The sequence below is a fragment of the Bacillus sp. SIMBA_008 genome (assembly GCF_046535495.1).
GTDB classification, from domain to species: domain Bacteria; phylum Bacillota; class Bacilli; order Bacillales; family Bacillaceae; genus Bacillus; species Bacillus subtilis.
Genome location: NZ_JAWRWL010000004.1, coordinates 218,669 through 230,580, shown reverse-complemented (window position 1 = coordinate 230,580; position 11,912 = coordinate 218,669). Strand labels below are relative to the sequence as shown.

13 protein-coding genes are annotated in these 11,912 nt (G+C 45.6%); 7 read left to right on the top strand and 6 right to left on the bottom strand.

The window, feature by feature from the left end:
• The first annotated feature begins 113 nt into the window (after positions 1-113).
• On the top strand, positions 114-335 hold the full coding sequence (locus tag SB658_RS15185) for a YczF family membrane protein (protein WP_015715241.1): 222 nt from the start codon (positions 114-116) through the stop codon (positions 333-335).
• 14 nt (positions 336-349) lie between these two features.
• Here the strand turns inward: SB658_RS15185 and SB658_RS15180 are convergent, their stop codons facing one another.
• On the bottom strand, positions 350-2,104 hold the full coding sequence (locus tag SB658_RS15180; protein WP_124060090.1) for a right-handed parallel beta-helix repeat-containing protein: 1,755 nt from the start codon (positions 2,102-2,104) through the stop codon (positions 350-352).
• A gap of 279 nt (positions 2,105-2,383) precedes the next feature.
• Between SB658_RS15180 and SB658_RS15175 the strand changes: the two genes are divergently transcribed.
• Entirely contained in the window at positions 2,384-3,862 is a 1,479-nt protein-coding gene (locus tag SB658_RS15175; RefSeq protein WP_043940051.1) for a peptide MFS transporter, read from the top strand.
• A 40-nt stretch (positions 3,863-3,902) separates the two neighbouring features.
• On the opposite strand, the gene SB658_RS15170 is transcribed toward SB658_RS15175, so the two are convergent.
• From SB658_RS15170 to SB658_RS15150, 5 genes are all read right to left on the bottom strand, one after another.
• The gene (locus SB658_RS15170; protein WP_120363264.1) at positions 3,903-4,748 is read right to left on the bottom strand and encodes an alpha/beta fold hydrolase; all 846 of its coding nucleotides are present in this window, start codon (positions 4,746-4,748) and stop codon (positions 3,903-3,905) included.
• Positions 4,749-4,813: 65 nt separating this feature from the next.
• Positions 4,814-5,278 (bottom strand): pyridoxamine 5'-phosphate oxidase family protein, encoded by a 465-nt coding sequence (locus tag SB658_RS15165; RefSeq protein ID WP_015715237.1) that lies wholly within the window; start codon positions 5,276-5,278, stop codon positions 4,814-4,816.
• Entirely contained in the window at positions 5,275-5,502 is a 228-nt protein-coding gene (gene bsdD / locus SB658_RS15160) for a phenolic acid decarboxylase subunit BsdD (RefSeq protein ID WP_144500872.1), read from the bottom strand. The genes SB658_RS15165 and bsdD overlap by 4 nt, the downstream gene beginning before the upstream one ends.
• Before the next feature lie 16 nt (positions 5,503-5,518).
• Positions 5,519-6,940, bottom strand: coding sequence for a phenolic acid decarboxylase BsdC (gene bsdC, locus SB658_RS15155; RefSeq protein ID WP_410601873.1), 1,422 nt, complete (start codon positions 6,938-6,940; stop codon positions 5,519-5,521).
• Positions 6,941-6,942: 2 nt separating this feature from the next.
• The gene (locus tag SB658_RS15150; RefSeq protein ID WP_014478815.1) at positions 6,943-7,557 is read right to left on the bottom strand and encodes a non-oxidative hydroxyarylic acid decarboxylases subunit B; all 615 of its coding nucleotides are present in this window, start codon (positions 7,555-7,557) and stop codon (positions 6,943-6,945) included.
• Between the two features lie 89 nt (positions 7,558-7,646).
• On the opposite strand from SB658_RS15150, the gene bsdA reads away from it, so the two are divergent.
• From bsdA to SB658_RS15125, 5 genes are all read left to right on the top strand, one after another.
• Complete coding sequence (gene bsdA, locus SB658_RS15145) at positions 7,647-8,519, top strand: transcriptional regulator BsdA (protein WP_003234533.1); 873 nt, start codon at positions 7,647-7,649, stop codon at positions 8,517-8,519.
• Between the two features lie 115 nt (positions 8,520-8,634).
• Positions 8,635-9,441 (top strand): cystine ABC transporter substrate-binding lipoprotein TcyA, encoded by an 807-nt coding sequence (gene tcyA / locus SB658_RS15140; protein ID WP_015382752.1) that lies wholly within the window; start codon positions 8,635-8,637, stop codon positions 9,439-9,441.
• Positions 9,428-10,132 (top strand): cystine ABC transporter permease TcyB, encoded by a 705-nt coding sequence (gene tcyB, locus SB658_RS15135; RefSeq protein WP_003234541.1) that lies wholly within the window; start codon positions 9,428-9,430, stop codon positions 10,130-10,132. Before tcyA ends, tcyB begins: the two co-directional genes overlap by 14 nt.
• Positions 10,133-10,145: 13 nt before the next feature.
• On the top strand, positions 10,146-10,889 hold the full coding sequence (gene tcyC, locus SB658_RS15130) for a cystine ABC transporter ATP-binding protein TcyC (protein WP_003234543.1): 744 nt from the start codon (positions 10,146-10,148) through the stop codon (positions 10,887-10,889).
• Positions 10,890-11,209: 320 nt separating this feature from the next.
• Positions 11,210-11,857 carry a YczE/YyaS/YitT family protein gene (locus SB658_RS15125; protein ID WP_014475783.1) on the top strand — a complete coding sequence of 216 codons (648 nt, stop codon included), beginning with the start codon at positions 11,210-11,212 and terminating at the stop codon, positions 11,855-11,857.
• The last annotated feature ends 55 nt before the right edge of the window (positions 11,858-11,912 follow it).

The following is an 11,912-nucleotide window of genomic DNA, read 5'->3' as shown; positions in this document are numbered from 1 at the left end:
TTCCTTGTCGTTTTCTCATATTCTTCCTTTTAAAATTGAGATTATGCATTAGGGTTAGATGCGGTATAACTTCTCCGTCAAAGATAGACACTAAAAGCGGAGGATGATGAAGCATGAAGATATTGGGCGTGACCGGAGTCATATTAATTTGTTTATTAGCTATTTCTGTGTTGATGGACATGCTTCAAGGGTTCAGTTTAACAAAAGCCGTTTATAACAATATGTCCAGCTTTAAGATGACAACATTTGCGGAATGGGTCGTGCTTTTATTTTTTGTTTTAGTACTTGTGAGAGAAATGTACGTGATCTATAAATCGAAAAAAAAGAACCCCTAGAGGGGGCGCTTTTTTCAGACAATCATATTGCCGTCTATTGTATCACTGCTGTGTTTGTTGATTGTCCCTTTAAAAATGCGGTTGCCAATGATTTTGGAATTGGTTGCCGTGTTTGTTTGAATAGCTATCGCAGTGCCCGTGGAGAGGTTATTGATGGTGTTTCCAGAGATGATAGAGCCTGCAGAGCCATTAATATAAATCACAATCGGATTCCCGATTGTTCTGTTGACTGAAATGGTATTATCAAAAATCTCATGCACACCGGCGCTGATATAGATGGTGACCAAAAGCGGAGATCTCTCTAAGTGGTTGCCGATAATTGAGGTTTTTGCACTTGTGGAGCAATAAATGGGGTAATTTTTGAACTCTTTAAATGTATTGTTTTTGATGATGGCGCCGGCATTGTTTGTGACGGAAACAGAATATGATTCCGGCACTGCTTCAAACGCGTCAGGATTCAGTGTATTCCCTTCAATCACCGCGTTCCCTTGAGCAATCCAAATGCCCCGGCTGAATTTTCTCAGGAGATTATCTTTAATGATCATATTTCCGCCGGAAACGTTCACACCGTCAACGACTTGAATGAGACAGTTATTCAGAAAAGCGATGTCATCTGACAGCACTGCGCGAAGACCGATGCTGCGCCTTGTTTCAGACAGTCCGTTTTGAATTTGGTTTCCGTCTACCTTTACATCGGAAGACTGATAAACCAATATCCCTGTGTTTTCAAAGTTGCTGATTTTGTTGTTCGTCACAAGAACGCTCTTTCCCCTGACATCAATTCCAGTTGAAAATCCGGTAATGAGGTTGCCAGCGATCACTGCATCACTGGTCTCTTTTCCTTGTGATACACCGAGTCCGGTTATCCCGACTCTTGGCGCAGCCGCCGCGTCTTCAGGGCGTCTCAGAATATTGCCCTTGATCACTGTTTGCGTCCCATATCCGTAGCTGATTGTATTGTCTGAGTGATTTCCTTCTATTAAAATGCCATACCCGTTAAAATTGGTCACAGAACTTGAAACGTTTCCAACAAAGTGGTTATTGCGAATTGATACATTAATCGGTTCCTCATAATCAACGTCACCTTCGCCATATCCTTCAATGTCAATTCCGAATTTCGGGGCTGTTCCATTCCCCGTTCCGGCATCTTCAATCAAGCATTCCTCCACCGTGACCATGTCACATCCGGTAATGGAAATGTTATTTCTCCTCGACCGCCGAACCTCACAGCGGCGGATGATAATTTGCTCTGACGTTCGATAATCTTGATTGGTCTTTAATCCCCTTGGGCTGACTATGATCCCATCGCCCGTAAAATCGGATATTTTCACATCATCAATGACAACATTCGAGCATCCTTCAATACATATGCCAAAGCCCCATTCATGGGTTGACCTTATCCCTGCCGAGGCATACGTATGCTCATCCCGTTCGCCGATAATTTGTCCCCCGGAAATGGTTATATTCTCTTGCTTGCCTACATAAAATGCGGAATAACCCCACGAACTATTCGGTATCACTTTCATGATACATTCGGGGTCCATCATAATCTCAAGGTTGCCGGGAACAATGATCCCCGCGTTTCGAAACCTCTGATTAAGATCTCCGCCAAGCGTTGCGTCTATTAAATATGTTCCCTTTGGAAACCAGACAGTATGATAGCCTTTCGAAACAGCTGTACTGAGGCACTGATTAATCCGTTCTGTCGAATCCGTTTTACCATCTCCAGGAACACCGAAATCCGCTGCATTTAATATGAATTCAGCCAATTGCGAGCCTCCTTCTCTATGATTACTATCATGTTACTCACAAAGGCCCGATCTGCTTGTACATTTCTCTAAAATTTTATTAAAAAAATATAAAGGAATAGTTGTGTAAGAAAATCTCACGATAAAAAGTTTAAAAATTAGGAGGAAATCACTATTTTTAGGTATTTATAATTTTTCCAATATGGAACTATTTGAAATGAGTATAAATTATATTGACACAAGTATTATATAAGAATATGATTTTTATAATACACTTTTTTTAGAAAGGGTTTGGCTGACATGGCTTCGATTGATAACGAAAGTATCATTAAAAGCGTCCCGCAAAAAGGGTTCTTTGGTCACCCGCGAGGACTATTTACACTATTTTTCACCGAATTTTGGGAGCGTTTCTCTTACTATGGAATGAGAGCAATCTTACTTTACTATTTGTATACAGAGACGGTAAACGGAGGGCTCGGCTTTGACAAGGGCACTGCGGTTGCCATTATGTCGATTTACGGATCACTCGTATACATGTCCACCATTATTGGCGGATGGCTCGCTGACCGGGTATTCGGTACCGCAAACACCGTGTTTTACGGCGGCATATTCATTATGTTCGGCCACATTGCACTCGCCTATCCGGGCAGTTCGATAGCATTCTATATCAGTATGGTGCTTATCATTGTCGGAACAGGCTTATTAAAACCAAACGTTTCAAGCGTAGTTGGGGATCTTTACACGAAAGAAGACCCGCGCCGCGACTCAGGTTTCAGTATTTTCTACATGGGGATTAACCTCGGTGGTTTACTCGCGCCGTTAATTGTCGGAACACTCGGACAGAAGTACAACTATCATCTCGGATTCGGAGCTGCCGCGGTCGGAATGCTTCTCGGACTTATCGTTTTTGCTTTGACAAGAAAGAAAAACCTCGGGCTTGCAGGTTCCAATGTGCCGAATCCGCTGTCTAAAAAATCTGCGATTGGCACCGGAATCGGTGTTATCATCGTGGCGATCGCAGTGATGATCTCTGTACAAACAGGCGTGCTGACGATCAATCGTTTTATCGACCTTGTAAGTATTCTCGGTATTTTGATTCCTGTCATTTATTTCATCATCATGTTTACAAGCAAAAAAGCGGACAGCACAGAAAAATCCCGTCTTGCCGCTTACATTCCTTTGTTTATCGGTGCTGTCATGTTCTGGGCCATTCAGGAACAGGGAGCGACCATTCTTGCGGTATACGCTGATGAACGAATAAGACTTTCATTGGGCGGATTCGAACTTCAGTCATCATGGTTCCAATCATTAAATCCATTGTTTGTCGTCATTTTTGCACCAATATTCGCATGGCTCTGGATGAAGCTTGGCAAACGCCAGCCGTCTACACCAGTTAAATTCTCAATCGGAATTATTTTAGCCGGATTGTCATTTATCATTATGGTATTCCCTGCTATGCAAGGAAAAGAAGCACTCGTAAGCCCGCTTTGGCTCGTTCTCAGCTTCCTGCTTGTCGTACTTGGAGAGCTGTGCCTGTCTCCAGTCGGTTTATCCGTGACAACGAAACTGGCACCAGCTGCCTTCTCTGCACAGACAATGAGTATGTGGTTTCTGACGAACGCAGCAGCCCAAGCGATCAATGCCCAAGTAGCCGGATTGTTTGATAAAATTCCTGAAACAATGTACTTCGGCACCATCGGTTTGATTTCTATCGTTCTTGGCGGCATTCTCCTGCTGCTCTCGCCGATGATCAAACGCGCGATGAAAGGGGTCTTATAATCAGAAACAGCCCGCGGATTTTGATCTGCGGGCTGTTTTTTTATTGATCAAGCCATTTGCTGAAGCTTTGATCAAAGACTTCCGGTTCTTCCAGCATCGGCTGATGGCCGCTCCTTTCAAAAATAACCTTATCCACATGGGGATATAAACCGTCAACTGCATCCCATAGCGAAACGGGCGCAACCAAATAATCATATCTCCCTAATCCAATATACACCGGTATACGAACATCAGCTAACCGCTGAATAAGATCAATCTGGGCAAATGTATTGCCCCATAATTCATCCATGATCGGCATATTCGTGAATACACCGTCCCATAAGGCCGCAGCATGCGGCCGCTCTTGATAAAAGCTTTTCGCTTCAGCGCGAATACACATGTGCACGAAGCGCCTTTCAGGATCTTTTTCGATGTCCTGCGGCAAATTCACGATGTCTTTTTCAAAGCGTTTCTTTCTCTCAAGACTGGCTGTTTCCATGAAAAATGATTCGCTTTTCCGCTGTCTTTCCTCACTGTTATTAGGCGCAGTATTGAAGAGCGCCACCTTCCGAACTTGTTTGGGATATGTCCTGGCATACTCTAAAGCCATAAAAGCGTGCCCAGAATGTCCCAGAATAGTAACATCCTCAAGCTGAAGAAATGCTCTCATCCTTTCGATATCAGCCAAGACGGCATCAAGCCCCGAATCCTCCGCACGAAGCTCCCGCTTAGGCTTAGCAAATCCCCTATGGTCGACAAAGACCCATTGATATTTCTGTTTGATATCTGAGGAAAAAAGGCGCGGATAGTAAACCGCACTCCCGATCACAAGGATGGGTGCGCCCTCGCCCTCAATTCGATAAGCTAAATCAAAGCCGTCCGAGTGACAGATCCCCGCACGTTCCATTTCTCACGCCCCCTTTGTTTTCATTATATAAAAAAAGCCTGACGCATGGCGTCAGGCTATCGATATTACCGCTTTAAATCTTCCAGGGTCTTTTCCCATCTGCCCAGCACCTCTTCAGGGCTGTGAAGCTGTATACGGACACCTGAAGTCAAATCAGCGTATTTCGCAACGTCCTCCTTCACTGAAACGATGCGGCAGGAAAAACGGTCTCTATCATATTCGGCATCTTTCAAAGGCGGTAAAGGCGCGCATTCAAGCTTTACATAATAGGCCGCTCCCTTCCACCACGCCGTGAACTGTGCTTTTCCTGTGCGAAGGATGTTGGCCGAAGTCATTGTGTTTTTCCACAGAGCGATTCGGATATCAGTTCGGCTCAGCGCGATAATTTCACCCGCACTGATCATAGCGGCATGCGGCCAGCCATCCTCTGATACTGTTTGCAGAACGAAGGCCTCATGCTGCTTCTCATTCAGGCATCTCCCGTCAAGCAGCTCAAAGAGACGGTCTGACATACTGTTCACGCCGATCAAGCCTTTCGTTCCGGCACCGCCGGAACTTCAATTGCTGTTTCTGTTTCCTTTGGATCAATTTTAAACGCTGGATTGTATTTTTCGGGATTTGTAATGCTTTCCGGTTCACAGGATCTCCATGTAAAAAAGCATGTTTGGCACTGATAAACTTCCCATGCGCCTTCTACAAGCGATTTGCTCATGACTTCTCCCTTTTTTGAGTCGCATCGAGGACATGTATGCATTTCGAACATCCTTTCCTTATTTATTCATTAAGTCCATTAGTTTTTGTTCCCATTCTTTCGTTGTTAGCGGAGAATCAAGCGGCTGTGAATAATGGCCTCTTGTTTCCGGCGCAATCGGTGTAGTGGCGTCAAGAATCATTTTGTGAGTGATTCCTGATGGATTGGATCCCGGATCAAGCGGCAGGACAGATAAGTCCGGAATGATGACCGCATCGTGTTTCGGATGCATTTTGGTCGAAAGCGCCCACATGACCTGCGGAAGGTTGAATGGATCGACATCCTCATCAACGACAATGACCATTTTGCAGTAGCCGAGTCCGTGCGGCGTTGTGAGTGCGCGCATGCCGACCGCTTTCGCAAATCCGCCATAGCGGGTTTTTGTGGAAACAATCGCGATTAAACCGTGTGTGTACATGGCGTTCACTGCCACAATTTCGTTCGGGTACGCTTCTTTTAACTGCTGATAAAGCGGCACGCATGTGTTAATGCCGATCATGTAATCGCATTCTGTCCAAGGCATGCCTAAGTATAAATGTTCAAAGATCGGATTGTTTCTGTGATAGACGCGTTTAATTTTGATAATCGGCATGCTGCGTCCGCCGGAATAATGGCCTGTGAATTCACCGAACGGCCCTTCATATTCGCGCTCTCCGGCAATAATCTCACCTTCAAGCACCACTTCAGCGCCCCACGGAACATCCAGATCAGACAGCTTTGATTTGACGATGCGATATGGTTCGCCTTGAATCGCACCTGCCATTTCGTATTCTGATTGATCATAGAGAAGCGGAGTCGATGCCGCCGTTGTAATGACCGGCTCACAGCCGAGCGCAATAGTGACCGGAAGGTTGATGCCGCGTTCTTCAGCTTGGCGCAGATGGATTGCAATATCGTGCTGCGGAACAGGCTGAATGCCGAGACGGTCTTTTCCTTTGACCTGCATTCTGTAAATGCCGACATTTTGTTTGCCGAAGTTGTCAGGGTCTTCAAGATCACGGGAAATGACACATGCTTTGTCTAAATAGTAGCCTCCATCACCTTGGTTAATTCTGAAAAGAGGCAGTATATCGAACAAATTGATATCTTCTGTGATTTCATTTTCATGAAATGGCGCTGTTTCCTCACGTTTGACCGGCATCGGAAACTGGTCATAACGCTTCGCAAATTCAAAAAACTGTTCTTTAACCGGTGTGTCTTTCGGCATGCCCAGCATCATTGCATGGTTTGGCCAAGAGCCGATGACATTCATCGCAATTCGCGCGTTATGATAGCCATAAATGTTGTTAAATAAGAGCGCGGGGCTTTTATCGCCAAGATTGCTGGCTGCCCGTGCGGCGGCCCCTAAATCCGGTTCCGGCTTTACCTCTTCATTCACTGTAAGCAGCTGTCCTTCTTTTTCAAGGGCTGCGAGAAATTCTCTGAAATCTTGATAGGCCATGATCAAGCTCCTCCTTTTTGTTTTTCAATCCCATTCCAGCGCTTCGCTTCAGGAAGCCGAATGCCGAATTGGTCCAACGTTCTGAATACAATATGGTCAACCATTTCCTCTAAGCTGCTCGGCTGATTATAAAATGCCGGCATCGGAGGAAGAATGATTGTGCCCATTTTCGTAAGCGCTAGCATATTTTCGAGATGAATTTGGTTCAAAGGCGTCTCTCTCGTTAAGAGGACGAGTTTTTTTCTCTCCTTGAGCATGACATCCGCCGCACGTGTCAGCAGATTATCCGCCATGCCGGTGCGAATGCTCGCGAGAGATTTCATGCTGCACGGCGCAACAATCATTCCATCGGTATCAAACGACCCGCTTGAAATGGCTGCCGCCTGATCCTTATGTGAGTAAGTGTATGTGGCCAGTTGTTCTACTTCTTGTAAGGTATAGCCTGTTTCGTGTTTGATCGTGACGTTTGCCCAAGGAGACACAACGAGATGGGTTTCCACTCCGGCGGCCTTCAGCCACTGTAGCAGCCTGACCCCGAAAATGGCCCCTGTTGCCCCTGTCATTCCGACAACGAGTTTCACTTTGCCCCCTCCTTTACGCTTGAATTCTGCTTTCATTTCAATCATACTCCTGATATATCCATATGAAAAATATCTATTAAATCTATATTTAATACCTAAAAGGTATGATAAGGAGGCGCTTTCTTTTGGATATTCGCCAGCTTCGATACTTCATTACCATTGCCCAAGAACAGAAAATTACGTCCGCAGCCAAAAAGCTTCACATGGCGCAGCCGCCTTTAAGCAGGCAGCTCAAACAGCTGGAGGACGAACTTGGTGTTGTTCTGTTTGACCGTAACAAGAAAAAACAAATGACTCTTACATATGAAGGAGCTGTTTTTCTAAAAAGAGCAAAAGAGATTCTGCATAGGTTTGAAGATGCAGTCATTGAGGTACAGGAGCTGAAGGAGGAAGTAGCCGGCACACTTGCCGTGGGATCAACGATTTATTGCGCGGCTCTGATGCTTGAAAAAGTAACACAGATCAAAGAGAGATACCCCCATCTCACCTTTAATATTTGGGAAAATGAACCCGCGACACTGTTGGAGCTGCTGGAAAGCCGGCAAATCGATGCGGCGGTCACGACAACACTGATCAAAAGTGATACAGTACAATTCAAACAGCTTGATGACATTCCATGTGTGCTCGTGCTTTCAGATGAAGCCGGATATCCGTGCGGAGACACCATTAAGATGGAGGACATTCCTTCATTTCCGCTGATCCTGCTGCGGCCTGTCAACGGAAAAGGCGTCTATAATCAGGTCATGAATGAATTTCATCGTTTGAACCTGGAGCCGCGCATTGTTTGTGAATGCCACGACTCTGCAACTTTGCTCAGCCTCGTGTCATCCGGATTCGGCGCGTCTATTTTGCCCGTCACAATGATTCCCGTTCATATGAGAAATCACGTTCACACCGTCCATATCGAAAATAATCCCTTCATTATGACACCGGCTGTCATGTGGAGAACGGACAGTTATTTGCCTAAACCGGCACAGCAATTTTTGGATTTATTTTAAAAGATTTTGCCTTATGAAAACCAATTACTTGACTCATACTAAAAAAAAGTTATCCTTTAGATTTGTAAGCTATTTTTTTATTTCAATAAAATCAACCAGAAAAGTGGGGAATAAGATGAAAAAAGCATTATTGGCTTTATTCATGGTCGTAAGTATTGCAGCTCTTGCAGCTTGCGGAGCAGGAAATGACAATCAGTCAAAAGATAATGCCAAAGATGGCGATCTTTGGGCTTCAATTAAGAAAAAAGGTGTGCTCACAGTCGGAACGGAAGGAACATATGAGCCGTTCACTTACCACGACAAAGACACTGATAAATTGACTGGCTATGATGTCGAAGTTATCACAGAAGTCGCAAAACGCCTCGGGCTTAAAGTCGACTTTAAGGAAACACAGTGGGACAGTATGTTTGCCGGCCTGAATTCCAAACGGTTTGACGTTGTTGCCAACCAAGTCGGAAAAACAGATCGTGAAGACAAATATGATTTCTCAGATAAATACACAACATCAAGAGCCGTTGTCGTAACGAAAAAAGACAACAACGATATTAAGTCTGAAGCAGATGTAAAAGGAAAAACGTCAGCTCAATCACTGACAAGCAACTACAACAAATTAGCTACAAATGCCGGCGCTAAAGTAGAAGGCGTTGAAGGTATGGCGCAGGCCCTTCAAATGATCCAGCAAGGCCGCGTCGATATGACATACAACGATAAGCTTGCCGTATTGAACTACTTAAAAACATCTGGCAATAAAAACGTGAAAATCGCGTTTGAAACAGGTGATCCTCAGTCAACATATTTCACGTTCCGTAAAGGAAGCGGCGAGGTTGTTGATCAAGTCAACAAAGCATTAAAAGAAATGAAAGAGGACGGGACTCTTTCTAAAATATCTAAAAAATGGTTCGGCGAAGATGTTTCTAAATAATCTGCCGGCATTGACGCTTGGCACGGCGATCCCGTGGGATCTGGTGCAGCAGTCATTCTGGCCGATACTTTCAGGGGGAATCTACTATACGATTCCCCTTACGATTCTTTCCTTTATATTCGGAATGATCCTGGCGCTGATTACGGCGCTTGCCAGAATGTCGAAAGTGAGACCTTTGAGATGGGTGTTCAGCGTATACGTATCCGCAATACGCGGCACTCCTCTTCTCGTTCAATTGTTCATCATTTTCTATCTGTTCCCGGCCTTTAACGTCACATTAGATCCATTTCCAAGCGCAGTTATCGCCTTTTCTTTAAACGTCGGCGCCTATGCATCTGAAATCATTCGGGCATCTATTTTATCCGTGCCGAAAGGGCAATGGGAAGCCGGCTACACAATTGGCATGACACATCAAAAAACGCTGTTCCGCGTCATTTTGCCGCAGGCGTTTCGTGTGTCGATCCCGCCATTATCCAATACCTTTATCAGCCTGATTAAAGATACATCCCTCGCCTCTCAAATTCTGGTCGCTGAGCTGTTCAGAAAAGCCCAGGAAATCGGCGCGCGGAATCTTGATCAAATTTTAGTGATCTATATTGAAGCAGCCTTTATTTATTGGATTATCTGCTTCCTGCTCTCACTCGTCCAGCATGTCATCGAACGGCGTCTTGACCGCTACGTGGCCAAATAAGGAGGTTCCGAGTATGCTTACCGTTAAAGGATTAAACAAATCATTCGGTGAAAATGAAATTTTAAAAAAGATAGATATGAAGATTGAAAAAGGAAAAGTCATCGCCATACTTGGGCCTTCAGGTTCAGGGAAAACGACGCTGCTTCGCTGCCTGAACGCTCTGGAGATCCCGAATCGCGGAGAGCTTGCATTTGATGATTTCTCCATCGATTTCTCCAAAAAGGTGAAACAGGCGGATATCCTAAAGCTTCGCCGAAAATCCGGAATGGTGTTTCAGGCGTATCACCTGTTCCCGCACCGCACAGCCCTCGAAAACGTGATGGAGGGCCCTATTCAGGTGCAAAAACGGAACAAAGAGGAAGTCAGAAAAGAAGCGATTCAGCTTCTTGATAAAGTCGGATTGAAGGACAAAATGGATTTATATCCGTTCCAGCTTTCCGGCGGCCAGCAGCAGCGCGTCGGCATCGCCCGCGCACTGGCGATTCAGCCTGAGCTCATGCTGTTTGACGAACCGACCTCAGCGCTTGATCCCGAGCTTGTCGGAGAGGTGCTGAAGGTTATCAAGGACTTGGCCAATGAAGGCTGGACCATGGTCGTCGTGACCCACGAAATCAAGTTCGCGCAGGAAGTTGCGGATGAAGTCATCTTCATCGACGGCGGCGTTATCGTGGAGCAAGGACCGCCGGAGCAAATTTTCTCTGCACCAAAAGAAGAACGGACACAGCGGTTCTTGAACCGGATTTTGAACCCGCTGTAATAAGAAAAACAGGGCGCCATCGCCCTGTTTCAGATTATTGACAAAATCCTAAAACGATTTTCGTTTTAGGATTTTGTGATTTTCAGCGTGATTGAAAACCTTTGAAGTCTAGGAAGGGCGAGCATTGGAGCACAGCGAATGTTAAATTCGTGAGCACCGAAGCACAGGCCTGACAACGAATGCAAGGGTTTGCCAACACGCTGAAACAGGGCGCCTGCGGCGACCCTGTTTTTTTGTTGAGCCCCTTTCGCCTATTCCGCCCTTCTGTCAGATGTGCTACAATGACAATCGACTGATTTTTACGAAAGAAGGGACCTCACGTGAAGCAAGAACTTGTTCTGCGCTGGACATTTTATTTTGCCGGTTTGATCATTTTGGCTTTTGGTGTATCCCTGACGATAGAAGGAAAAGCACTCGGCATTAGTCCGTGGGATGCATTTCATTACAGCCTGTTTCAGCACTTCGGGCTTACCGTCGGCCAGTGGTCCATCATTATTGGAGCGCTCATCGTCGGATTCACGTCATTGTTTACGAGGGCTTGGCCGAAAATTGGGGCCCTCCTGAATATGGTGCTCATTGGTGTATTTATAGATTTTTTCAATTTCATTCTGCCTGCCCCCTCGACCTATACAGGCTCGATCATCGTCTTCTCTCTCGGCGTAGTGCTGATCGGTTACGGCGTCGGTGTTTATGTATCAGCAGGCCTTGGCGCGGGGCCGCGTGATTCACTGATGATGCTGATTACAGAAAAAACCGGCTGGAATGTGCAATGGGTGCGGAACGGCATGGAAATAACCATTTTGTTTGCGGCATGGGGCATGGGCGGGCCGATCGGTTTTGGCACCATTTTGACCGCCATCCTCACCGGACTTATTTTGCGCTTTTCATTGCCCCAGTCAATCCAGTTGCTGAATTATGCTGTGGCAAGGCGGACAGCCGCTGTGAAAGCATCTCCGCCTGTACACTAAAACAAAGCCGCCTTGGCTTTGTTTTTTTATTTTCTCCTCTATATGAGTCTTGTGG

Excerpts from the sequence above, each read along its gene's own strand:
- tcyA (WP_015382752.1), top strand. The coding sequence starts at position 8,635 with ATGAAAAAAGCATTATTGGCTTTATTCATGGTCGTAAGTATTGCAGCT.
- tcyB (WP_003234541.1), top strand. The coding sequence starts at position 9,428 with ATGTTTCTAAATAATCTGCCGGCATTGACGCTTGGCACGGCGATCCCG.
- SB658_RS15170 (WP_120363264.1), bottom strand. The coding sequence starts at position 4,748 with ATGGAACGTGCGGGGATCTGTCACTCGGACGGCTTTGATTTAGCTTAT.
- bsdD (WP_144500872.1), bottom strand. The coding sequence starts at position 5,502 with ATGCATACATGTCCTCGATGCGACTCAAAAAAGGGAGAAGTCATGAGC.
- SB658_RS15150 (WP_014478815.1), bottom strand. The coding sequence starts at position 7,557 with ATGAAAGCAGAATTCAAGCGTAAAGGAGGGGGCAAAGTGAAACTCGTT.
- SB658_RS15185 (WP_015715241.1), top strand. The coding sequence starts at position 114 with ATGAAGATATTGGGCGTGACCGGAGTCATATTAATTTGTTTATTAGCT.
- tcyC (WP_003234543.1), top strand. The coding sequence starts at position 10,146 with ATGCTTACCGTTAAAGGATTAAACAAATCATTCGGTGAAAATGAAATT.
- SB658_RS15175 (WP_043940051.1), top strand. The coding sequence starts at position 2,384 with ATGGCTTCGATTGATAACGAAAGTATCATTAAAAGCGTCCCGCAAAAA.
- bsdC (WP_410601873.1), bottom strand. The coding sequence starts at position 6,940 with ATGGCCTATCAAGATTTCAGAGAATTTCTCGCAGCCCTTGAAAAAGAA.